Below are 22,952 nucleotides of genomic sequence, written 5' to 3' on the forward strand. Positions count from 1 at the left end.
CCGGTGGTCCCGAAGCCTGCATGCCAAAAGGCGGTTAATAGGCGGTTACGGCGGCGGACGGCTGGTTCAGCGCGTCACCATCCAGCGTCCCGAACCGGACGCGCCCGGGTCGGCGGCGAGCGTCCACCCCTGTTCGGCGGCGAGCGCGGCGACCTCCCGCTCCGCCTTCGGATCGTCGGCTATCAGCAGCACCTGCGCCTCGGCCCGCATCGCGCGCGCCAGCCGCAGCGCCGGCCAGGGGCAGCGCATCCCGCGCGCGTCGACGACGACGGGCGCCTCAATCGTCATAGGGATTGCGCGTGTTGCGGAAGTTGAGCCGGATCGGCACCCCCTGGAACCCCAGTTCCTTGCGCATGCCGTTGGTCAGGTAGCGCTGGTAGCTGGCGGGCAGGGCGTCGGTGCGGCTGCCGAAGACGACGAAGGTCGGCGGCCGCGTGCGCGCCTGGGTGATGTAGCGCAGCTTGATCCGCCGGCCCCCCGGCGCGGGCGGCGGATTGGCGGTGACCGCACCCTCGAACCAGCGGTTCAGCTTCGCGGTCGACATGCGGCGTGTCCAGATGTCGCGCTGTTCGAAGGCGACACGGACGAGCGTGTCGATCCCCTTGCCCGTCGCGCCGGAGATGCTGAGCAGCGGCACGCCCTTGACTTGCGACAGCCCGTCGTCGAGCGCCGTGCGCACGCCGTTGAACAGCGCCGACGGATTTTTGGCGACGTCCCATTTGTTGAGCGCGACGATCAGCGCGCGCCCTTCCTCCAGCACCCGGTCGGCGATGCGCAGGTCCTGCGCCTCGAGCCCCTTCGTCGCATCGAGCAGCAGCACGACGACCTCGGCGAAATCGACCGCGTGGAGCGCGTCGGCGACCGACAATTTCTCCAGCTTGTCCTGCACCTTCGCGCGCTTGCGCATTCCTGCGGTGTCGAACAACTGGATCGGATGGACTTCGCCGTCCTTTTCCCATTGCCAGTCGACGCGGATCGAATCGCGCGTGATCCCCGCCTCGGGCCCGGTGATCAGCCGGTCCTCGCCGATCATGCGGTTGATCAGCGTCGACTTGCCCGCGTTGGGCCGCCCGACGATCGCGAGCTTGAGCGGGCCGAGCGGCTCCTCGTCATCCTCGCTGGTTTCGGCTTCCTCGGCTTCCATGAACGGTTCGACGATCGGGCGCAGCGCGTCGAACAGGTCGACCAGCCCCTCGCCATGTTCGGCGCTGAGCGCGATCGGGTTTTCGAAGCCGAGCGCATAGGCCTCCATCAGCCCCGCCTCGCCCTGCTTGCCCTCGGCCTTGTTCGCGCAGAGGATGATCGGCGTGTCCTCGCTGCGCAGCCAGCGGGCGATCTCTTCGTCGAGCGGCGTCACGCCGGCGCGCGCATCGATCAGGAACAGCGCGGCATCGGCCTCGCGCACTGCCTTTTCGGTCTGGACGCGCATCCGGCCGGGCAGCGTCGCGGCGTCCTGATCCTCGAACCCCGCGGTATCGACGATGCTGAACGTCAGGCCGAGCAGTTGCCCGTCGCCCTCGCGCCGGTCGCGCGTCACCCCCGGCTGATCGTCGACAAGCGCGAGCCGCTTGCCGACGAGCCGGTTGAACAGGGTCGACTTGCCGACATTGGGCCGGCCGACAATGGCGATCGTTGCGGATCGCGCCATCTGCTTATCCTATCATGCGGGGCCGCGCGGCGCCCCATCCCGTCATCGCCAGGCGGTGATCTGTCCGTCGTCCGCCAGAATATACAAGATATTGTTGGCGACCACCGGCGTCTGCGACAGCGGCGACTTGAACTCGGTCGAGGCGAGCAGCGAGCCGTCGGTAGGCGAATATTCGGCGAGCGTGCCCTCGGTATTGACCGCGATCAGCCTGCCGCCGGCGAGGATCGGTCCGGTCCAGCGGATCGGGTCCTTCTTCTTCTTGTCGGTCTCGACGCGGAAACGCGCAAGCTGCTGAATCCAGCGCACCTTGCCCGAACCGCGCGCGACGCACAGCAGCTTGGCATCGTCGGTCATCGCATAGACCCACTCGCCGACGACATAGGGGGTCGAGATGCCGGCGATCGAGATTTCCCAGGTCCGCTGGCCGGTGACGAGCTCATAGCTCGCCATGCGGCCACCCTGCCCGAGCGCGAAGACGCGGCCGCGATCGATCACCGGATCGGCATCGACGTCGGACAGCGTCGACACCGACAGCGCCATCGAGGTGCGCGCGAGCGCATCCTCCCACAGGTCGCGGCCGTTCTCGTAGCGATAGGCCTGCACCTCGCCCGACGAGAAGCCGGCGACGATCGTGCCCTGCCCCGCCGCGGGAGAGGCGGCGCCGAAGACGCTGCCGGGTTCGAGCGACGCGGTCGCCTGCCACTGCACCGCGCCGTCGGCGGCACTGAGCGCGATGATCTGATTATCCTGGCTGATGACGTAGACGCCGCCGAAGGCGATGGTCGGCGCGCCGCGCAGCGGACCGGCCGGCTTCACCTTCCAGATCACCGACCCGTCGGCGGCGTTGAGCGCCGCGACATCGCCCGACCCGCTGGTCGCATAGACGACCGAGCCGTCGACCGCGGCACCGCCGCCGAACAGCGAATCCTTGTAATCCTTGCCCGTGCTGCCGATCGGCGTGCGCCACAGCGAGGCACCGGTGTCGGCCGCGAAGGCCGAGACGACCGCGTCAGTATCGACGACGAACAGGCGATTGTCGGCGATGACCGGCGACGCGGCGAGGCGCTGCTTCTTGGTGCTGCCGGCGATGCTGGCCTGCCACAGTCGCGCGCGGGTCGCGCCCAGCGCGACATGGCCCATCGCCTTCGAGGCGTTGCCGCCCGACTGCGCCCAGCTTGCGTTGACGACGGGCTCGGGGAGCACCACCGCGATCTCCGCGGTCGCCGGATCGACCTTGATGCTGTTGTCGTTCGACAGGATCGACACCCGCTCGCCGACCGTCGGCGTCTTGGGTCCGCCCTTGTCCTTGAACGCGCCGCAGCCCGACAGGGGCAGCGCCAACAGGGCCGCGCAGAGAATATAATGCCGCTTCTTCAGCATATTATTTGGTTTCCTCAGTCTTTTCGGTTGCCGCCGTCTGCGACCCGGCGGCGTCCTTGCGATCCTTGTCCGCGCTTTCGCCGGCACGGTCGGTGACGGCATCGACGCCCAGCATGCCCGCCATCTGCACCGCGCGCGACTGGAGCGATTTCGGTACGTCGGGCAGCTTGGCGATACGGCCATAGAGTTCGCCCGCCCGATCGTACTGGCCGAGCTGATAATAAGCGATGGCGCTGAGTTCGGCGGCGCTGGCGAACCAGCTCGACGCGGGGTCCTTCGCCTCGACCAGCGGCTTCATGCGGTCGATCACCGCCTGCGGCTTCAGCGTGTCGAATTCGAGCGCGGTCTGGCGAAGCAGCGCGGCGTTGCGCAGCGCCGGGTCGATCTTCTTGTCGCCCGCGACCTTCGCCATCAGCGCGGCAGCGCCCTTGCGGTCGCCGGCCTGCGCCTTGATGTTCGCCTGCTGCATCAGCGCGGCCGAGCGATAGGCGGGACTGCCCTCCGCGACGATCGTCTCGAGATCCTTCGCCGCGGCGTTCGGCTGGCTCGCCGCCGCCTTTTCAAAGGCCGCGACCAGCGCTTCGGCCTGCTCGCCGCGCTGCACCTGCTGCGCGTGGCCCCAATAGAGCCAGCCGCCGAAGGCGACCAATGCCGCGACGATCGCGCCGATGATCCACCAGCCATAGCGCCGCCAAAGCGTGTCGAGCCGGTCCTTGCGGACCGCCTCGTCGACTTCCAGCAAAAAGGCGGCATTGTCCGGGCTCAGGGCCAATCAAACCTCCATCGTCTCGCTACGGGCGCGGGGCGCATGGCCCGCCGGTCGCTTTCCTTAGCGGCGAGGCCCGGAAAGGCCAAGCGATTCACTCACCCGGCCGCGGCGGCGCTCCGCCGGGCTGCGCCGCGCCCATTCGTCCGGCCTCAACCGGCGTAGATCTGTTCGGATGTCGGGAATGAACGGGACCTGACTTGCTCGGCATAGTCCCGGACCGCGCCGTCGATGACGCTCGCCATGTCGCTGTAGCGCTTCACGAAGCGCGGCACGCGCTCGAACATGCCGAGCATGTCGTCGGTGACGAGCACCTGACCGTCGCACTGCGCGGAAGCGCCGATGCCGATCGTCGGGCAGGCGACCTTGTTCGTGATCTCGATCGCGATCGATTCGAGCACGCCCTCGATGACGATCGAGAAGGCGCCGGCCTTCGCCACCGCGACCGCGTCCTCGACGATCGAGCGCGCTTCCTCGTCACTCTTGCCGCGCACGCCATAGCCGCCGAGGATGTTGACCGCCTGCGGCGTCAGGCCGACATGCCCCATCACCGGAATGCCGCGCTGGGTCAGGAATTCGATCGTCGGGGCAAGCACCTTGCCCCCCTCGACCTTCACCGCGGCGGCGCCGGTTTCCTTGAGCAGGCGCGAGGCGTTGGCGAACGCCTGCTCGGGGCCGGCCTCATAGCTGCCGAAGGGCATGTCGACGATCACCGCGGCATGATAGCTGCCCCGCACCACCGCGGCGCCGTGCAGCGCCATCATCTCCATCGTCACCGCGACGGTATGCGGCAGGCCATAGATCACCTGCGCGAGCGAATCGCCGACCAGCAGCATGTCGCAATGCGGATCGAGAAGCTGCGCCTGGCGCACCGTATAGGCGGTGAGCATGACGATCGGCTCGCCCCCCTTGCGCTGGCGGATGCGCGGCACCGTCAGGCGCTTCATCGGCTGCGGCGTCGGGTTGGCGCGACTGGTCGAGGTGTCGAGGGTGAGCGTCTTGGGGAGCGTGGACATGGGACGGGAGCCTAGCGATTTATGTTGCGCTGCGAAAGACAGAGTTTCGTCGGGAGGCAACGCAACTCGAACAGGCGGTATGCCGTCTCCCCTCCCGCTCGCGGGAGGGGCAGCAAGGCTAGAGCATGATGACATGAGTTGGAATCGTCATTGCGAGGAGCGAAGCGACGCGGCAATCCAGAGTATGCGCAATCCGCCCTGGATTGCTTCGCTTCGCTCGCAATGACGAGTGGGTCAATCCAATGTGGAAGCTTGCGAACTCGTTTGCCAGCCGCAGCGGGGCGGGCCTTCGCGACGGCGCCGACCCACCCCCGCCCCCTCCCGCAAGCGGGAAGGGAGACAGACAGTCGCACGCCGTCCCCCGTCCGTTGCCGCTCCTCAGGCCCCCGCTTCGGTCAGCGCGGCCAGTTGTTCGCCGGTCAGCCGCAGCGCCATGCTGTCCATGATGTCATCGAGCTGCGCGACCGTAGTCGCGCTGGCGATCGGTGCGGTGACGCCCGGCTGCGCCGCCACCCAGGCGAGCGCGACCTGCGCCAGGCTGGCGCCCGTTTCGGCGGCGATGCGATCCATGACCGCGAGTACCGCGGGCCCCTTGCCCGCCATATAGGCCTTGGCCTTGTAGCCGCGCGGGCTCTGGCCGAGATCGTCGGCGCTGCGATATTTCCCCGACAGATAGCCGGCGGCGAGGCTGTAATAGGGAATGACGCCGAGCCCCTCGGCGATGCAGAGCCGCTGGAGCGCACCTTCATATTGCGCGCGGTCGAGCAGATTGAGCTCGGGCTGCATCGCGGTGAAGCGCGGCAGCCCCTTCGCATCGGCGACGCGCAGCGCCTCGCCCAGCCGTTCGGCCGAATAGTTGGACGCGCCGATCGCGCGCACGATCCCCGCGTCGCGCAATTCGCCGAACGCGCCCAGCACCTCGTCGAGCGGCACGTCGGGATCGTCCTGGTGCGCGAAATAGAGATCGATCGCGTCGACCCCCAGCCGGTCGCGCGAGCTCTGCGCCGCCGCGCGAACGGCATCGGGGCGCAGGCCGCCCTCCCCCATCCCGACCTTGGTGGCGATCAGCACCCGGTCGCGCGCGCCGCTTTCGCGGAGCCATGCGCCGATCATCGCCTCGGATTCGCCGCCCCGATGCCCTGGCACCCACGCCGAATAGACGTCGGCGGTGTCGATCATGCTGCCGCCGCGCGCCGCAAAGCGGTCGAGAATCGCGAAGCTCGCCGTCCGGTCGGCGGTCCAGCCGAAGACATTGCCGCCGAGTACGAACGGCCGGATCGACAGGCCGCTTTTGCCCAGTGCGCGTTCGGTCATCGTGACGCTCCTTCCTTCACCGCGGGCACCGCCTCGCGCGGGTTGTCGCTGAACAGCCCGTCGATCCCCGTCGCCAGATAGGCGGCGATCTCCGCCGCCAGGTCGCCGTGCCCCGCCGGATTGATCCCGCTCTTGTCGCCCAGCGGCAGGAAATAATTCTCGCGGCGGAAGGTCCACGGATGCACCTTCAGCCCCGCCGCATGGGCATCGCGGACGAGCGACGTCGGATCGCCCAGCGTGCCCAGCGCGCCGCGCGGGATGACCATCGCCTTGTTCGGCCCGATGCCGTCGGCATAGGCGGCGACCGCCTTCAGCCCCGCGGGCGACGCCATCGCGGCATAGCTCGTCCGCGGGTCATCGGCGGGCCCGCCCTCATCGTCCATCAGCTGGATTAGCGGCAGGTCGCTCTTCGCGCGGATCGCCTTGAGATTGCCGACCTCGAAGCTCTGGATGAACACCGGCGCCGTTCGGCCGCGATAACCGTATTTTTCGAGCAGCGCGAGCAAGGGCGCCTCGTGCGGCAGACCGATCGCGGCGAAATAGCCCGGATGCTTGGTCTCGGGATAGACGCCGACCGGATGGGTGCGCTCCATGTTCACGCGCGCGAGAAGGTCGAGAATCTCCTCGAAGGTCGGAACCTCGAACTTGCCGTCGTTGGCAGTGCCGCGCAGCCGCGGAATGCGCTCCTTCGCGCGCAGCGTCTTGAGTTCGGCGAGGGTGAAATCCTCGGTGAACCAGCCCGTGACGTCCTTGCCGTCGATCCGCCTGGTCGCCTTTCGATCCGCGAACTCTGGACGGTCGGCGACGTCGGTGGTCTCCGAAATCTCATTCTCGTGCCGCGCGACGAGCACGCCGTCCTTCGTCAACACCAGGTCGGGCTCGATGAAATCGGCCCCCTGCTCGATCGCCAGTTCATAGCTCGCCAGCGTATGCTCGGGTCGCTCACCCGACGCACCGCGATGCGCGATGACGATCGGCGGTTGGCCGTCGAGGGTGGGCACCGCCGCCATCGGCTCAGCGGCACAGCCGGCGGGCAAAAGCAACGCCAGCACGGCGGCGTACCAGCGCCTCATGCCGCAAGGCGGGCCTGCCGGTCATCGGCGGCGAGCAGCGGGAGCCTGACCACGTGCGGAAAATAGGCCGAACGCCGCCGCCTTGGCCAGCGGTTTTCGGGGTCCGGAGGAAAAAGTTTCACGTGCGGGCGCGGGCTTCGCCGCGCCCATCCCGCTCTTCGTCATGCTGAACCTGGTTCAACATCATGGTCCGCGCTTTCGTTGAGCGCCGCGTCCCGAGCATGATGGCACTGGGTCAATCCAAAGTCATCGGAGTGTAAAAAGACCGGGCCGACGTCGGCCTGGGAGTGAGCACGACATCGACCCGAGGTTTCCCCAGTGGAGTGGGCGGAGAAGATTTAGAACTTCATCGATGCGTTAAACCCGATGATGCGCGGGTCCGGCGTGAACACGTTGGTCGTCAGGCCATTGTCATCGCTGTTCACGAAGAACCCCGTGATCGGCATTTTCTTGAACAGGTTCTTGACATAGAGCTGAAACGAGAGACCCGATTCCGGCCTGGTCAGCATGACGGCGACGTTCATATTGTCCCACGCCCGCAACCTGTCGAACTCCGTGTTGTAAACCCGGCCGAAGCTTTTCGACTGGAAATAATAGTCGCCGCGGAAGGTCAGTTCCCAATCGCCGCCTTCGAGGAAGAATGTATATTGCGAACCGATATTTGCGGTCAGGCGCGGCGCGTTGGGCAGCTCATTCCCCTCGAGGTCCGCATAAAATCCGCGGCCACCATTGGGCGCGCCGCTCGACCCCCCGATCCAGGCTTCGGGATTGGCGGGATCATAGGGCACGAGCGCACCGACAGTTGCGGGATTATAGGGCGCCAGCGGATCATAGGTGAAACCATAGGCCGGATTTACAAGCACGTTCCCCCGGTTGGGATTCCAGTAATTGAGGGTACCGACCCTGACCGGCCTGGCGGGATTCCAGCTGCCAAAACGGTCCGCGCCCGGGCATAGGGTGGCCAAAACTTGTGCGGTGGTTCCCGGCGACGGAGGTATCAACTTACCAGCCTCCACGCGCAACAGCTGTTCCACCAGGGCGCGCGGGGCGATGATCCATTCGGCCTGCGCGCCGAGTTCGTGCAACTGACGCGGGCCGCCGCCGGCGCCGCGCCGATGAGCGACTGAACGGGCGGATTTTTCGTGTGGGACGGGAGCGCCGGCCAGAACCAAACCGGCGCTCCGTTCGTTTGCCTAGGGTCGTAAACCAGGGAGGCGGCGAGTGTTCGACGTCACCGACTCGCGTACCCAAAATCTCATCCGCCTGGACCCGACCGAAGCGCCGCATTTCGGCGCGCCGGGCCGGCTCGGCTTCCACCTGATCGACACCACCATGATGTACGCGCCCCGCTCGGGCGGGGTGAAGCGCTACCTGCATCAGAAGCGCGACTGGCTGGCCCGCCGCCGGCCCGACATCAGCCACACCCTGGTGGTGCCCGGCGCGGTCACCGGCCTCGCCGCCCCTGGGATCGTGTCGGTCGCGGCCGCCCGCCTGCCCTTCGGCGACGGCTACCGGATGCCGGCCCTGACCGCCAAGTGGGAGACGGTGCTGCGGATGCTGGAGCCGGACATCATCGAGGCCGGCGACATGTTCGTGCCCGGTCACGCGGCCCTGGAGGCCGGGGAGGCCCTGGGCGTCCCCGTGGTCGGCTTCTGCCACACCGACGCGGCGGCCCTGGCGGCCCTGCACTTCGGCGAGTGGGCGCAGGCGCCCGCCATGAAGCACTGGGCGGCGATCTTCCAGCAGTTCGACCGGGTGGTGGCGCCCAGCCGCCACATCGCCCAGCGGCTGAGCGAAGCCGGAGTCGAGAAGGTCAGCGTGCAGCCGCTGGGCGTCGACACCGACCTCTTCCATCCCTCGCGCGCCGATCCCGCCCGGCTGAAGCGCCGGCTTGGCCTGCCGGCCTCGACCCGGTTGCTGGTCTTCGCCGGCCGCCCCGCCCGCGAAAAGAATATCGACAGCCTGATCTGCGCCGTCGAACGGCTTGGCGAGCCCTATCGCCTGCTGCTGGTCGGGGCGGGCAAGGACGCCCACTATTCGCCGCGGGTGATCCCGCTGGGCTACGAGCGCGATCCCGAGCGCCTGGCCGCGACGATCGCCAGTTGCGACGCCCTGGTCCACGCCAACGAGAACGAACCGTTCGGCCTGGTGGTGCTGGAGGCCCTGGCCGCGGGCCTGCCGGTGGTCGGCCCCTCGCGCGGCGGCATCGCCGAACTGATCGACGATCAGGTGGGCCAGCGCGCCCACAGCGTCAATCCGGCCGGCATGGCCGAGGCGATCGAGGCGCTGTTCGCGCGCGACCTGGCGCCGATCCGCGCCGCCGCGCGCCGCCGCGCCGAGCAGCGGCACCGTTGGGACACGACCTTCGAAGGCCTGACCCGGCTCTACGGAGAACTGGTGGCCGGTCGCGCCGCCGGCTGGCCGGCGGCGCTGCGGGCCTGAAACCTCAGCGGCCCGTCGGCATGTCCTTGAAGGGCACATCCTTGTCGACGCGGATGTCGCCGGGCAGGCCCAGCACGCGTTCGGCGATGATGTTCCTCAGGATTTCGTCGGTGCCGCCGGCGATGCGCAGGCCCGGCGCGAACATCACCGACGAGTGGAAGGCGCCGTGCAGCGGGGCCAGGTCCGGGTCGTTGATGATCCCGTACTGATCCAGCATCTCGATGGCCGTATTGGCCAGGTCCTGCATCTGGACCGCCGAGATGATCTTGCCGATCGAGCTTTCCGGCCCCGGGGTCTGGCCGCGCGAGAGCGCGGTCATGGTCCGGTTGCGGGTGTGCTTCAGGCCCTCGGCCTGGACGTACCAGTCGGCCAGCTTCTCGCGCAGGGCCTGATCGGTCAGGGCGGTGGCGCCGTCGTGGCTGGGCGTCTTGCGCGCGACGTCCATGAACTGGCTCCAGCCCGCGCCCGAGGCGCCGCCGACCGCCAGGCGCTCGTTCATCAGGGTGACCAGGCTGACCTTCCAGCCCTCGCCCTCGGCGCCCAGCCGCTGACTGTCCTTCACGCGGACATTGGTGAAGAACACTTCGTTGAAGCCCGACCCGCCGGACATCTGGTGGATCGGCTTGACCTCGACGCCCGGGTCCTTGAGGTCGAGCCAGAACATGGTCAGGCCCTTGTGCTTGGGCACATCGGGATTCGTCCGAACGATGACGATGCCGTAGTCCGAGAACTGGGCGCCGGTGGTCCACACCTTCTGACCGTTGATCACCCAGTCGCCGGAGCCGTCGTCCACCCGCTCGGCCTTGGTGCGCGAGGCGGCCACGTCCGAGCCGCCGGACGGTTCGGAGAAGAGCTGGCTCCAGATCTCCTCGCCGCGGATGGCCGGGCCCACAAAGCGCTTCTTGGTCTCCTCGTCGGCGAAGGTCATCACCGTGGGGAGGCACATGCCCAGGCCGATCTGGAACGGATTGCCCGGGATCGGATGCTTGGCTTCCTCCTGGTTGAAGATCACCTGCTGGACCGGCGTGCCGCCCTGCCCGCCCCATTCCTTGGGCCAGGTGATGCAGGCGTAGCCGGCCGCCGCCTTCTTGGCCTGCCAGGCCTTGGAGGCGGCCATGCCGTCGCCGCCTTCGGGGTCGGACGATGCTTCACGCTTCTTGGGCGCATTGGCGGCGAGCCAATCGCGAACCTGGGCGCGGTAGGCGGCTTCTTCGGGGGTGTCGTTGAAATCCATGATCCTGCTCTCCCCTCAGGCGGCTTCGACGTTGCGGCGTTCGAGATGGCTGACGAGGCGCTCCTTCCAGACCCGCGGCGCGCCGGCCACGAGCGAAAGCTGGCGCGAGCGCCGGTAATAGAGGTGGCAATCCATTTCCCAGGTGAAGCCGATGCCCCCATGGGTCTGGATGTTCTCCTTCGAGGCGAACCAGAAGGCTTCGCTGGCGGCGATGCGCGCGGCGCTGGCGGCCACCGGCAGTTCGGGGGCGTTCGTGTTGAGCGCCCAGGCGCCGTAATAGGCGTTGGACCGCGACAGTTCGTTCTTCACGTACATGTCGGCGAGCTTGTGCTTGATCGCCTGATAGGAAGCGATGACCCGGCCGAAGGCGTAGCGCTCGAGCGCATATTCCTTGGCCATCTCCAGGCAGCGGTCGGCGCCGCCCGTCTGTTCGAAGGCCAGCAGCACGGCCGCGCGGTCGAAGACCTGTTCCAGCAGCTCGAAACCTTCACCGGCGGCGCCGATCCGGCGGACCGGCGTGTCCTTGAAGGTCAGCTTGGCCGCATCGCGGGTCGGGTCGAGGGTCTTGACCACCTCGCGGCTCACCGGGCCGCCGGTCAGATCGGCGATGAACAGGCCCGGCTTGCCGTTCTCCTTGGCCAGCACCAGGGCGACCGTGGCGATGTCGCCGTCGGTGACCGGGACCTTCACGCCGGTCAGCTTGCCGTCCGAAACGCTCGCCTGCAGAGCGGCCGGCGTCAGCACGCCGGGGCCTTCGGAGGTCGCCACCGCCCCGATCACCTCGCCGGCGGCGATCTTCGGCAGCAGCTCGGCCTTCTGCTCGTCGCTGCCGGCCAGCATGATCGCCTCGGCCAGGAAATAGACGGTCGAGGCGAAGGGGATCGGCGCCACCGCCCGGCCCAGTTCTTCGGCGATCACGCAGAGTTCGAGGTGACCGAGGCCAAGGCCGCCATGCGCCTCGGGAATGGCCGCGCCGAGCCAGCCCTGAGCCGCCACCTGCTTCCACAGGTCCGCATCATAGGCCTTGCCGTCGTCGTCCAGCACCTTGCGGACCTGCGAGGTCGGGCAATTGGCCTGGAGGAACTTGCGCGCCTCGTTCTTCAGGAACTTCTGGTCGTCTGAAAAGTCGAAATTCATTTCCGCCCATTCCGCCGCTGGTCCGGCTGGTTCGATACGTCTTCGCGGCACCATACGCGTCGCGCGCGCCTTGGAAAGATTGACCTCACGTCAAGAATTTCCGGGTCTTATGGGCCTCTGGACCGAGGGCTCGAGAAGGCGCGCGCATGGCCAAGGCGATATTCCAGAGGAACCAGAAGGTCTGGGTCGAGAGCGTCGGCGTCTGGGCCAGCGTGGAAAAGATCGTGCCGATCTGGGCCCGCGGCTTCGACGAGCCGGTGCGCGTCACCTATGACGTCGGCCTGGGCCGCGAGTTCCTGGCCCACGAACTGAAGCCCGAACAGGACAGCGGCGCCGAGGCGGTCGGGGACGGCGCGCCGCCCTGGCGGCTGCTGCGCGCCCGCAACAAGTGGCAGACCGAGGACGACAGCGGCCACCATCCCTATCCGGGGACCTATCCGGTCGTGGTGACCGATGCGGCCGACTGGGGTGGCTGGCGCGTGCCGGGCGCCGAATACGACCGCGATCCGCACAAGATCGAATTCCAGGCCCGCCTCATCACCTGCGCGCCACGGATGCTGGCCCTGGGCCGCGCCCTGGTGAAGCTGGTCGACGAAAGCGCCGGCGATGCGCCGCCCGAGCTGCAACGCATCGCCGAGGAGTTCGCCAAGCTGGACCGGCACTTCCGCGAGGCCCCGAGCGCCAACCCCGTTCCGGCCCGGGCCAAGGTGGCCTGACGCCGCGCGCTCAGGCCAGGCGCTGGGCCGCGCCGCGGCGGCGCGCAAGGCCGCCCACCATGCCGAAGCCGACGATCATCATCGCCCAGGTCGCAGGCTCCGGCACCCCGCCGCTGATCGGCGAATAGGTCGAGCGGAACTCCCAGTTGACGATGTCGTGGTTCGCCGCCGCCGCGCCGGTGCCCGAGGTGAACCCGACAAACGCGTTCGGCGTGCCCAGCACGCCCGCAAGATTGACGTTGTAGGACAGCAGGGCGAGGGCCGGGCGTATGTTGCTGCTGGCCAGGCGCACCTCGAGTTGCTCCGTCGCGCCGTTGTAGTCGACCCACGCGGTCAGGTCCTGGCCGCCGTCGAGCGCGAAGGGCGAGGCGATCGAGGACGTCGAGGCGACGGAGCCGCTCAAGTCGATGCCGACGTGGTTGTCGTTGATGTCGTAGCCGGCGTTGTACCAGTTATCGAACTCGATCCCGACGCTGTTGGCGACGCCCTGGTAGCCGATGCCCCCGCCCAGGCCGCCGACATTGTTCGAGTTCGTCTGGACCGTGAAGACGATCCCGTCCGCGCCGCCGTTGTACTGGTTGTTGAAGTTGAAGGTGAAGCGGGTCGAGAAACTGACATCCGCGCCCAGCGTGATGGGATTGGTGCTGAACACCGATCCGGCCTGATTTTGAGCCGACGGCGTGACCCGCAGCACCGTGCGCGAGCCGTCGTTCGCCGCGGCCGCCGAGCCGTTCAACTGCAGCCCCGTCGTCGAGCTGAAATCGTTGAAGACGATGGTCGTGGCCAAGGCGGGCGACGAAACGAGCGCGGCCGCAGCCGCCGCGCCAAGCAATCCGACCTTCATGTTGGTTCTCCCGAGCGAGGGGCGAAACGGCCCCTTTCGCAAAGAACATTGCGGGCGGGCCATGCGCGGCTCAATAGTGCAGATGCGCTATGAAATGGAGGATGGGTGGCCTTCACGGGCGACATTGAAACCGCCGGCGGCGCGGTGAACGCGCTGATCGCCCACATCTATGCCGGCGTGCTGGAACTGCCGTTCGCCGACTTCAAGGAACGCACCCTGGCCAGGGTGCGCACGGCAATCGCCTTCACCTCCGGCGTCTGGGCCTCGGGCGCCTACAGCAGCAACACCATGCACAGCGTCTCGCTGCTGAACCACCAGCCCGAAATGCTGATGGACTATGTCGCCCACTGGCAGGACAGGGACTTCGTGCGCGCCGCGGTGGTGGCCGCGCCGGGCAAGGCGTTCCGCAACGAGGACATCGTGCCCCTGGCCGACTTCCGCCAGTCCGCCATCTATCTGCAGTTCTGCCGCCCGGCGGGCCTGGAGCACGCGCTGGGCGTGGTGGACGCCGACCTGGCGAGAGACCTGGGCGAACTTCTGTTCCTGTTCCGAGACGATCCCGATGCGCCGTTCACCGACGAGGAGGTCGCGCGGCTCGAACTGCTGTCGCCGCACCTGACCACCGCCTGGCGCCAGCGTCAGGCCCTGCATCGCTACGAGACCGGCAATCCGGCGGAGTTCGGCGCCAGCGGACAGGCGGTGATCGACGACCAGGGGCTGCTCTGCGCGGTCGAGGCGCGGTTCAGCGAACTGCTGCGGGCCGCCTTCCCCCACTGGACAGGGCCACGCCTGCCGCCCGACGCGGCCCGGGCCCTGCGCGACGGCGTCGCCCGGGCCGGCCGCCTGGAGTTCCGCCTGATCCGCGGCGAAGGGCGCCACGTGCTGTCGGCGCGGCGGCTGGGCGACGACGGGCTGACCTCCGCGGAATCGAAGGTCGCCCACCTGTTCGCCGGCGGCCGTTCGAACCGCGATGTCGCGGCCGAGCTGGGAGTCAGCCCGGCCACGGTGCGCAACCAGCTCGCCTCGATCTATCGCAAGCTCGACATCCACTCGAAGACCGAGCTGGCGCGGCTGTTCCCGCCGGACGCCAAGGCGCCGGGGGCCAGCTCTGGCGAGGACTAGAACCTGTAGCCGACGCCCGCCGACACGACCCAGGGGTCCAGCTTCACCTTGGTCTTCAGCGCGCCGTTGTTGACGCTGGCGTCGGTCTCGAAGAACACCTTCTTCACGTCCAGATTGGCGCTCCAGCGGTCCTTCAGCGCGACGTCCACGCCCGCCTGCAGCGCGTAGCCGAAGCCGTCGTCGATATCGACCTGGAAGCCGTTCTTGTCCTTGCCGCCGTAGAACAGCATGTAGTTGATCCCCGCGCCGACATAGGGGCTGACCTTGGCCTCGGGCGCGAAGTGGTACTGCAGCGAGACCACCGGCGGCAGAACCCAGGTCTTGTGGACTGCAATGTCGGTTCCCGGCCCGACCGCCTTGACCTCGTGCTGGGTCGTGCCGGCGATGGCCTCCACCGCGACGTGATCGGTCAGGAAGTAGGTTAGGCCGAGGGTCGGCATGACGTCGTCCCCGACCTTGGCCTTCAGCCCGCTGTCCGCGCCGGCCGCGGTCTTGATCGCGCCGTCCGCATCGGTGAGCACGCCGGTCGCGCGCACATTGAGCATCAGGACGCCCTTCTGCTTGGGCTGGAAGTCCTGGGCCGAAGCCGCTCCGGCCAGGCAGGCGGCGGCCAGGCCGGCGAAGGCGGCGAAACGATAGGCGCTCATGAATTATCCCCAATTTTGTTACGGCTATTGCCAAGGCGGATATGCACCCGCCCCCAAGGCCACGCTTTGACCGAGCGCAAATCCCGGCCCCTTCGCGCATCGCCGCCCTGGCGGTCCCCGCCGGCCGTGGCTAAATGCCAGGCATGCGCACTGACACGCCCCAGCCGATCCGGCTCGCCGACTACGCCCCGCCCGCCTTCCTGATCGACGAGGTCCGCCTCGCCTTCGACCTGGCGCCCAACACCACCCGGGTGAAGGCCCGCCTGAGCGTTCGCCGCAACGGCGACCACGACCAGCCCCTGGTGCTCAACGGCGAGCGGCTGAAGCCGGTCTCGGTGGCGATCGACGGCCGCGTGCTGGCCGACGCCGAGCGCACGATCGACGCGGAATTCCTGACCATTCCGGGGGTTCCCGACGCCTTCAGCCTGGAGACCGAGGTCGAGATCGACCCGGAGAACAACAAGGCGCTGGAAGGCCTCTACATGTCCGGCGGCCGGTTCTGCACCCAATGCGAGGCCGAGGGCTTCCGCAAGATCACCTGGTATCCGGACCGGCCCGACGTGCTGTCGCGGTTCACGGTGCGCATTGAGGCCGACAAGGCCGTCCGCCACCTGCTGTCGAACGGCAACCTGATGGAATCCGGCGACCTGCCGAACGGCCGCCACTACGCGGTCTGGAACGACCCGTTCCCCAAGCCGGCCTATCTGTTCGCCCTGGTCGGCGGCGAGCTCGACGTGCTGGAGGACAGCCTCGTCACCATGACCGGCCGCACGGTCGAGCTGAAGATCTTCGTCGATCCGGGCATGGCGCCGCGCGCGGCCTACGCCATGGACGCCCTGAAGCGGTCGATGAAGTGGGACGAGGACGCCTTCGGCCGCGAATACGACCTGGACCTCTTCATGATCGTCGCCGTGCGCGACTTCAACTTCGGGGCCATGGAGAACAAGGGGTTGAACATCTTCAACTCCTCGCTGCTGCTGGCCGATCCGGCGACCGCCACCGACCTCGATTACGAGCGCATCGAGAGCGTCGTGGCGCACGAATACTTCCACAACTGGACCGGCGACCGCATCACCTGCCGCGACTGGTTCCAACTGTGCCTCAAGGAAGGCCTGACGGTCTTCCGCGACCAGAGCTTCTCGGCCGACATGCGCGGCCACGCCGTCCAGCGGATCAAGGACGTCAAGGCCCTGCGCGCGCGCCAGTTCCCCGAGGACCAGGGACCGCTGGCCCACCCGGTCCGCCCCTCCAGCTATCTGAAGATCGACAACTTCTACACCGCGACGATCTATGAGAAGGGCGCCGAGGTCATCCGGATGCTCAAGACCCTGGTCGGGGCCGAGAGGTTCCGCGAAGGCATGGACCTCTATTTCGAGCGCTGGGACGGCCATGCGACGACGGTCGAGGCCTTCATCCAGTGCTTCGCCGACGTGTCCGGGCGCGACCTGTCGGACTTCTTCGCCTGGTACGAGCAGGCCGGCACCCCGCGGGTCGAGCTGAAGCACAGCTATGACGACCAGGCCCGGACCCTGACGGTCGAGCTGTCGCAGACGACGCCGCCGACCCCCGGCCAGCCGACCAAGCAGCCGCTGCCGATCCCGGTCGTGCTGGGCCTGCTGGACGGCGAAGGCCGCACCCTGGCCTTCGAGCGCGACGGCGTCGCCGTGGACGAGACCCTGGTGGTGCTGGACGGCGAGAGCGCCGCCATCACCCTGACCGGCGTCGATTCCCGCCCGGTGATCTCGGCCTTCCGCGGTTTCTCCGCCCCCATCGGCCTGACCACCGACGCGCGGCCGACCGATCGCTACGTCCAGATGGCCAGCGATCCCGACCTCTTCAATCGCTGGGAGGCGGGCCAGGACCTCGCCCGCGCCCTGATCGTCGCCCGCGCCAAGGGCGCCCCGGACCAGGTGGGCGAGGAGCGGTTCGCCGAGGCCATGGGCCGCGCCCTGGCCGACCAGGCCAGCGACCCGGCCTTCAAGGCCCTGCTGCTGGCCCTGCCGAGCGAGCCGGACCTGGCGCTGGCCTTGCAGCCGGCCGATCCGGCGGCGATCCACGAGGCGCGCGAAGCGCTGCGCCAGAGGCTGGCCCTGCACCTGACCGACGATCTGAAGCGCATCCATATCGGCCTGCAGGAGCTGGGCGAGTTCTCGCCCGACGCCGCCAGCGCCGGCCGCCGCGCCCTGCGCAACGCCGCCCTCGACCTGCTGGCCGCCAATCCGCGCGCCGAGATCGCCGAACTGGCCGAAGGCCACTATCGCGCCGCGGCCAACATGACCGACGCCATGGGCGGGCTTTCGGCCCTGATGCTGATCGGCGGCCAGGCCTATGAGGACGCCCTGGCCGACTTCTTCCAGCGCTGGAAGTCCGAGCCCCTGGTCATCGACAAGTGGTTCGCCCTGCAGGCGCGCGATCCCGACGAAAGCGCGCTTGGCCGCGTCATGGGCCTGACCGCCCACCCCGCCTTCGAGCAGAAGAACCCCAATCGGCTGCGGGCGCTGGTCTCGACCTTCGCCAACTTCAATCCGGCCCGGTTCCACGATCCGAGCGGGGCGGGCTATCGCTTCCTCGCCGACCAGATCCTGGCGGTCGACAGCTTCAATCCGATGACCGCCGCGCGGCTGGTGGACCCGCTGGGCGGCTGGCGGCGCTACAAGCCCGAGCTGGGCGCCTTGATGAAACAGGAACTGGAGCGGATCGCCGCCAGCGAAGGCCTGTCCAAGAACGTCCACGAACTCGTCGCCAAGGCGCTGGCCGACTGACGAGCCCGCCCTGATCCGAAACGCCGCACCCGGCCACGTCTGCGGATGACGCGACCGGCGGCCTTGCGTAGACTCTCCGTTAAGGTGAATCAGGGCGCAGGGGAGCGGTGGGACTTTGTCCAAACGCGGTGGCAAGGATACGGCCGGATCGCGGCCAGGCCATCCGCGTGGCGTAGCGGCGCCAGGGCGAGGCCTGGCAGCCAATCAGAGCTTCGTCCGCATCGCCATCCTCGCCACCCTGCTGTTGCTGGCGATCTACACGGCCGTGGCGGTCGTGCGGATCGGCAGCCGGCCCCAGGTCTCGACGCCTGAGAACGCCCTCCTGCCGGCCCGCGCCGAGGCGCTGGCCGCGCGCCTGGACGCCGAGGGCGCGGCCCTGCAAGGCGGGCTGCTCGTCGCACGGGAGATTCTGGCGCGCCATCCCGAACCGCCGCTGGATGCGGCCGAGGCCGGGCTGAGCGCCGCTGGGGGCGCGGCCGGCGCCATCGCCATTCTCGACGAACGCGGCCCGATCGCCGTGGCCGGCAAGGCCGCCGGCGTCGACTGGCGCCAGATCGGCGGCGACCCGCGGCCGGACGGCTTCTGGATCGGCGTGGTCGACGCGCCCACGCGCCTGGTCGCCGTATCGGTCACGCTCCCGACCGCCAAGGGCGCACGCCGGATCGTGGCCCTGGGCGACCCCGTGCGCCTGGGCGCCGCGCTCGGCCCTGGCCAGGCGGTGGCCTCCGCGGACGGCCGCATGGTCCTGCCGACCGGCGGAGAGATGACAGCCGCGTTCGGCGTCGCTGCGCCCCAGCTTCTCCGGAGCGGCCTGAGCAAGGGCGCCCGCCCCGACGGGGCCAGCGTGGACCTCAGCGGCCGCAGCGCGCTCGGCGGGGCGCTGATCGCGGTCGCCGCCACCCCGTCGAGCCGCCAGGAGACGGCGTCCAGCGCCTCGGAGGTGATCTGGCTCATCACGCCCCTGGCCGCGGCCTTCGGCCTTGGCCTGCTGCTTCTGATGCAGAGCCGCAAGGTCGAGAGCGCCCAGCAGGCCTTCGTCGATTCCGAGCATCGCTTCCGGCTGGCGGTCGAGGCCGCGCGCTGCGGCATCTGGGAGTGGGACCTCACCACCGACCAGATGTTCATGTCCGACGTCACCGGCGCGATCCTCGGCTGGGGCGGCGGCGGCGTGGTCTCCGGGCAGGAAGTTCTGGAGCGGGTCTCTCCCGACCATCGCGAGCGGGTCCGCCAAGCCCTGTCGACCGCCGCCATCTATGGCGGCTTCGACGTCTCGTTCCGCGCGCCCTCGCCGCAGGGCGGACGGCCGATCTGGATCGACGCGCGCGGCCAGGCCTTCGGCCGCGCCGGCGAGGAGGGATATTCGCGCATCATCGGCGTCGCCCTCGACGTCACCGAGGAGCGGATGGCGCAGGCGCGGGCCCAGGCCGCCGAGAGCCGCCTGCGCGACGCCATCGAAAGCGTCTCCGAAGCCTTCGTCCTCTGGGACCGCCATGGCCGCCTGCTGCTGTGCAACCAGAACTTCCGCACGGTCTTCTCCCTCGAAGCCAAGCTGCTGAAGCCGGGCGCCACGCGCGAGGAGGTCAACCGCTTCGCCCAGCTCGCCATCCAGCAGGAAGCGCCGAGCCCGGACGGGCGGCGCGGGGTGCGCGAGGCCGAGCTCGCCGACGGCCGCTGGATTCAGATTTCCGAACGGCGCACCGCCGAGGGCGGCCTGGTGATGACCGCCGCCGATATCACCGCCATCAAGACCCAGGAGGAAGCCCGCCGGCAGAACGAGGAAAAGCTGCGCCAGGTCGTCGACAACCTCGAGCGCAGCCAGCAGCAGCTCTCCGAACTGGCCCGCAAGTACGAGATGGAGAAGGTCCGCGCCGAGGGGGCCAACAAGGCCAAGAGCGAGTTCCTCGCCAATATGAGCCACGAACTGCGCACGCCGCTGAACGCCATCAACGGCTTCTCCGAGATCATGGTCGGCGAGATGTTCGGCTCGCTCGGCGATCCCCGCTACAAGGGCTATGCGCAGGACATCCTGTCCTCCGGCCAGCACCTGCTGGCGCTGATCAACGACATCCTCGACATGTCGAAGATCGAGGCCGGCAAGATGAACCTGAAGTTCGAACTGCTGGAACTGGAAGAGGTGGCCGAGGACGCCGTGCGGCTGGTGCGCAACCGCGCCGAGGCGGCCGGCCTCAGCCTCTCCATCGAGTTCCCGCACCTGCCCGAGGTCGAGGCCGACTACCGCGCCTTGAAGCAGATCCTGCTGAACCTGCTTTCCAACGCCATCAAGTTCACGCCGCGCGGCGGGCGCATCACCCTGCGTGCGGAGGGCGGCCGCGATCCCCTGGGCGAGCACATCCGCGTCAGCGTGCAGGACACCGGGATAGGCATCGCCGAAGACGACCTGGTCCGGCTGGCCCAGCCCTTCGAGCAGGTCGAGAATCAGCATTCCAAGACCACCCAGGGCACCGGGCTAGGCTTGGCGCTCACCAAGTCCCTGGTCGAGATGCACGGCGGCCTGCTCGACATGCAGAGCGCGCCCGGCGAGGGCACGCTGGTCAGCTTCAGCATCCCTGTCCGGCGCGAAGCCGAACACCCGCACCGCGCGGGCGGCTTCGCCGCCTAGAACACGTCGGCCGGCGCGCTCGACGCCGGAAAAGAAAACTCCGTAAATTCAATCAGATCGGAGCGGCCCCTTCTCGCGTCATGGCGGGAGGGGAACAGGCTCTGGCCGCCGAAGCGCGCCTTGCAGGGCTCGTGGTCGAAGCTGTGCCTTGGCCGCCACACCAGGGATCCGAAAAGCTTGCAGCCTCGACATTCGATAATGCGAATGAGTTGCAGTCGAGAAACATATGAACTACGGCGTCCCGCACTCACATGAATGGGGACGGGTAATGCTGAAAATTCATCTGGCGCTGAGCAGCGCCATGACGCTCGCCTTGGCGGCGATGGCTGCGAGCGGCGCGCATGCCGAGGACGCGGGGCCGACCGAGGTCGAAAGCGTCGTGGTGACGGCCTCTTCGATCGCGCAGCGCATCCAGGACGCCCCGGCCAGCGTCTCGGTCGTTTCCGCCGAAGACCTGCAACAGCGGCCCATCCAGGACATCGTCGATGCGCTGGGGCGCGTCGAAGGGGTGACTCTGTCGCGAGCGGGAAATCAGCGGACGATCCAGCTCCGCGGCCTCAGCAGCGCCTACACCCTGCTGATGATCGACGGGAAGCGGGTCAGCTCGACGAACAACATGTTCCGCGGCAACGATTACGACGCCGGCTGGGCGCCCATCGAAGCCATCGAACGCGTCGAGGTCGTGCGCGGACCGATGTCGTCCCTCTACGGCTCCGACGCCATCGGCGGGGCGGTGAACATCATCACCAAGCCGGTCGGCAAGGCCTGGACCGGATCGGTGAGCGCCGACTACACCGCCCAGGAACACAGCCAGGCCGGAGACTCCTACAAGGGCGGCTTCTATGTGAGCGGCCCGCTGGTCGTCGACACCCTGGGCCTCAAGGTCTGGGGCGGATACGACCGCCGCTCGCCGGACAAGGGCGTGAATTCCTCGGGCCTGGCCGGCATGCCGCTCCAGCAGGAAACCTTCGTCAACGGCACGCTGCAATGGACGCCGGACGAGGCCACGGACGTCACCGCGCAATATGGCTTCAGCCGCTCGAACCACGACCATTTCATCATGAAGCGCCGGGACTTCGCCCTGACGCACAAGCGCGAATGGGACTTCGGCGAGAGCCGCCTGCGCTTCTATGGCGACAAGATCGAGAACCTGACCGGCAACACCACCGGTGAGATCAATCCGAACAACGCCAGGAACTACGCCCTGGACGCCCGTTTCACCGCGCCGCTGGGCGACAACAGCCTGACCGTCGGCGCCGAGCACCGCTGGCAGGACCTGGAAGATCCGAAGCTGCTGGCTGGCTGGCCCGGCTCGCCCACCGCCGGAAAGGACACCCAAGCCGACGTCAGGCAGTGGGCCCTGTTCGCCGAGAACGAATGGCGCATCACCGAGGACCTGCGCCTGACGGTGGGCGACCGCTATGACCACCACGAGAACTTCGGCGGCCATCACAGCCCCCGCGCCTATCTCGTCTATCACCTGACGCCCAACATCTCGCTGCGCGGCGGCTGGTCGCGCGCCTTCCGCGCGCCGACCCTCCTGCAGAACAGCCCCAACTGGGGCTCGGTCTCCTGCGGCAGCGCGACCACGGGCTGCTTCATCGTCGGTTCGACCGCGTTGAAGCCCGAAACGGCGGAAAGCTTCGAGGGCGGCGTCCGCTTCGACTTCGACCGCTGGAGCGGCGGGATCACCGCCTTCCAGAACGAGCTGAAGGACATGATCTCGATCAGCAACCGCACCCGCGATCCGGCGCTGGCGCCGGGCTATCCCAACTTCGTCGGCTTCCTGGCCGATGGGCGGCCGGTCTTCCGCTACGAGAATATCGCCAAGGTGCGCAGCAAGGGGATCGAGACCAGCATCGCCGGCGACATCACCGAAACGCTCAGCATCCGGGCGAACTACACCTATCTGAAATCGGAGGACCGCTCCTCGGCCGCCCCGATCCCGCTGGTCTACCAGCCGGAGCATTCGGCGAACCTGACCTTGGACTGGCGCGCCACGGAGACCCTGTCGCTCTACGCCTCGGCCAACTACATCGGCCGCCAGTACCTCGCGGCCTATGCGAATCCGGCCTTCAACATCGTCCAGGACGCCTACACCCTGTTCGATATCGGCGGCCGCTATGATCTCAACCCGCGCCTGACCGTGCGGGCCGGCGTGCTGAACGTGACCGACAAGCGCATCGAGCGGACGACTTCGACCGAATACAACGAAGACGGCCGGCGCTTCT

At 68.2% G+C, this 22,952-nt stretch carries 18 protein-coding genes; 6 read left to right on the forward strand and 12 right to left on the reverse strand.

Going from position 1 to position 22,952, the window contains the following annotated elements; genetic code table 11:
- Window positions 1-66: 66 nt before the first annotated feature.
- The 8 genes from ABS88_RS03020 to ABS88_RS03055 form a co-directional block, all read right to left on the reverse strand.
- Complete coding sequence (locus tag ABS88_RS03020) at window positions 67-288, reverse strand: sulfurtransferase TusA family protein (RefSeq protein ID WP_076073890.1); 222 nt, start codon at window positions 286-288, stop codon at window positions 67-69.
- The gene (der, locus tag ABS88_RS03025; RefSeq protein ID WP_076073887.1) at window positions 278-1,648 is read right to left on the reverse strand and encodes a ribosome biogenesis GTPase Der; all 1,371 of its coding nucleotides are present in this window, start codon (window positions 1,646-1,648) and stop codon (window positions 278-280) included. The genes ABS88_RS03020 and der overlap by 11 nt, the downstream gene beginning before the upstream one ends.
- 42 nt (window positions 1,649-1,690) lie before the next feature.
- Window positions 1,691-3,028, reverse strand: coding sequence for an outer membrane protein assembly factor BamB family protein (locus ABS88_RS03030; RefSeq protein WP_076073884.1), 1,338 nt, complete (start codon window positions 3,026-3,028; stop codon window positions 1,691-1,693).
- A 1-nt stretch (window position 3,029) separates the two neighbouring features.
- Window positions 3,030-3,800, reverse strand: a complete 771-nt coding sequence (locus tag ABS88_RS03035) for a tetratricopeptide repeat protein (protein ID WP_286749031.1) — start codon at window positions 3,798-3,800, stop codon at window positions 3,030-3,032.
- Window positions 3,801-3,946: 146 nt separating this feature from the next.
- Window positions 3,947-4,810 (reverse strand): 3-methyl-2-oxobutanoate hydroxymethyltransferase, encoded by an 864-nt coding sequence (gene panB, locus ABS88_RS03040; RefSeq protein WP_067113598.1) that lies wholly within the window; start codon window positions 4,808-4,810, stop codon window positions 3,947-3,949.
- Window positions 4,811-5,188: 378 nt separating this feature from the next.
- Complete coding sequence (locus ABS88_RS03045; RefSeq protein WP_076073879.1) at window positions 5,189-6,124, reverse strand: aldo/keto reductase; 936 nt, start codon at window positions 6,122-6,124, stop codon at window positions 5,189-5,191.
- The gene (locus ABS88_RS03050) at window positions 6,121-7,197 is read right to left on the reverse strand and encodes a glycerophosphodiester phosphodiesterase (protein WP_104959308.1); all 1,077 of its coding nucleotides are present in this window, start codon (window positions 7,195-7,197) and stop codon (window positions 6,121-6,123) included. The genes ABS88_RS03045 and ABS88_RS03050 overlap by 4 nt, the downstream gene beginning before the upstream one ends.
- A gap of 338 nt (window positions 7,198-7,535) precedes the next feature.
- Window positions 7,536-8,369, reverse strand: a complete 834-nt coding sequence (locus tag ABS88_RS03055; protein ID WP_286749032.1) for a TonB-dependent receptor — start codon at window positions 8,367-8,369, stop codon at window positions 7,536-7,538.
- Between the two features lie 49 nt (window positions 8,370-8,418).
- Between ABS88_RS03055 and ABS88_RS03060 the strand changes: the two genes are divergently transcribed.
- Window positions 8,419-9,639, forward strand: a complete 1,221-nt coding sequence (locus ABS88_RS03060; RefSeq protein ID WP_286749033.1) for a glycosyltransferase — start codon at window positions 8,419-8,421, stop codon at window positions 9,637-9,639.
- A gap of 4 nt (window positions 9,640-9,643) precedes the next feature.
- On the opposite strand, the gene ABS88_RS03065 is transcribed toward ABS88_RS03060, so the two are convergent.
- Window positions 9,644-10,873 carry an acyl-CoA dehydrogenase family protein gene (locus ABS88_RS03065; protein WP_286749034.1) on the reverse strand — a complete coding sequence of 410 codons (1,230 nt, stop codon included), beginning with the start codon at window positions 10,871-10,873 and terminating at the stop codon, window positions 9,644-9,646.
- A gap of 15 nt (window positions 10,874-10,888) precedes the next feature.
- Entirely contained in the window at window positions 10,889-12,010 is a 1,122-nt protein-coding gene (locus ABS88_RS03070) for an acyl-CoA dehydrogenase family protein (protein ID WP_286749035.1), read from the reverse strand.
- Between the two features lie 146 nt (window positions 12,011-12,156).
- On the opposite strand from ABS88_RS03070, the gene ABS88_RS03075 reads away from it, so the two are divergent.
- Window positions 12,157-12,726, forward strand: coding sequence for a hypothetical protein (locus ABS88_RS03075; RefSeq protein ID WP_286749036.1), 570 nt, complete (start codon window positions 12,157-12,159; stop codon window positions 12,724-12,726).
- A gap of 10 nt (window positions 12,727-12,736) precedes the next feature.
- On the opposite strand, the gene ABS88_RS03080 is transcribed toward ABS88_RS03075, so the two are convergent.
- The gene (locus ABS88_RS03080; RefSeq protein WP_286749037.1) at window positions 12,737-13,570 is read right to left on the reverse strand and encodes a lectin-like domain-containing protein; all 834 of its coding nucleotides are present in this window, start codon (window positions 13,568-13,570) and stop codon (window positions 12,737-12,739) included.
- 105 nt (window positions 13,571-13,675) lie between these two features.
- On the opposite strand from ABS88_RS03080, the gene ABS88_RS03085 reads away from it, so the two are divergent.
- On the forward strand, window positions 13,676-14,692 hold the full coding sequence (locus ABS88_RS03085; RefSeq protein ID WP_286749038.1) for a helix-turn-helix transcriptional regulator: 1,017 nt from the start codon (window positions 13,676-13,678) through the stop codon (window positions 14,690-14,692).
- Here ABS88_RS03085 and ABS88_RS03090 read toward each other — a convergent pair.
- Window positions 14,689-15,339, reverse strand: a complete 651-nt coding sequence (locus tag ABS88_RS03090; protein WP_286749040.1) for an OmpW/AlkL family protein — start codon at window positions 15,337-15,339, stop codon at window positions 14,689-14,691. The genes ABS88_RS03085 and ABS88_RS03090 overlap by 4 nt on opposite strands.
- Before the next feature lie 143 nt (window positions 15,340-15,482).
- Between ABS88_RS03090 and pepN the strand changes: the two genes are divergently transcribed.
- The 3 genes from pepN to ABS88_RS03105 form a co-directional block, all read left to right on the forward strand.
- On the forward strand, window positions 15,483-18,101 hold the full coding sequence (gene pepN, locus ABS88_RS03095) for an aminopeptidase N (RefSeq protein ID WP_286749041.1): 2,619 nt from the start codon (window positions 15,483-15,485) through the stop codon (window positions 18,099-18,101).
- A 115-nt stretch (window positions 18,102-18,216) separates the two neighbouring features.
- Window positions 18,217-20,721, forward strand: coding sequence for a PAS domain-containing sensor histidine kinase (locus ABS88_RS03100; protein WP_286749042.1), 2,505 nt, complete (start codon window positions 18,217-18,219; stop codon window positions 20,719-20,721).
- A 268-nt stretch (window positions 20,722-20,989) separates the two neighbouring features.
- Window positions 20,990-22,952: TonB-dependent receptor domain-containing protein (locus ABS88_RS03105; RefSeq protein WP_286749043.1), on the forward strand; the 1,963-nt coding region annotated here is incomplete at its 3' end.

The sequence above is a fragment of the Sphingopyxis sp. SCN 67-31 genome (assembly GCF_001725095.1).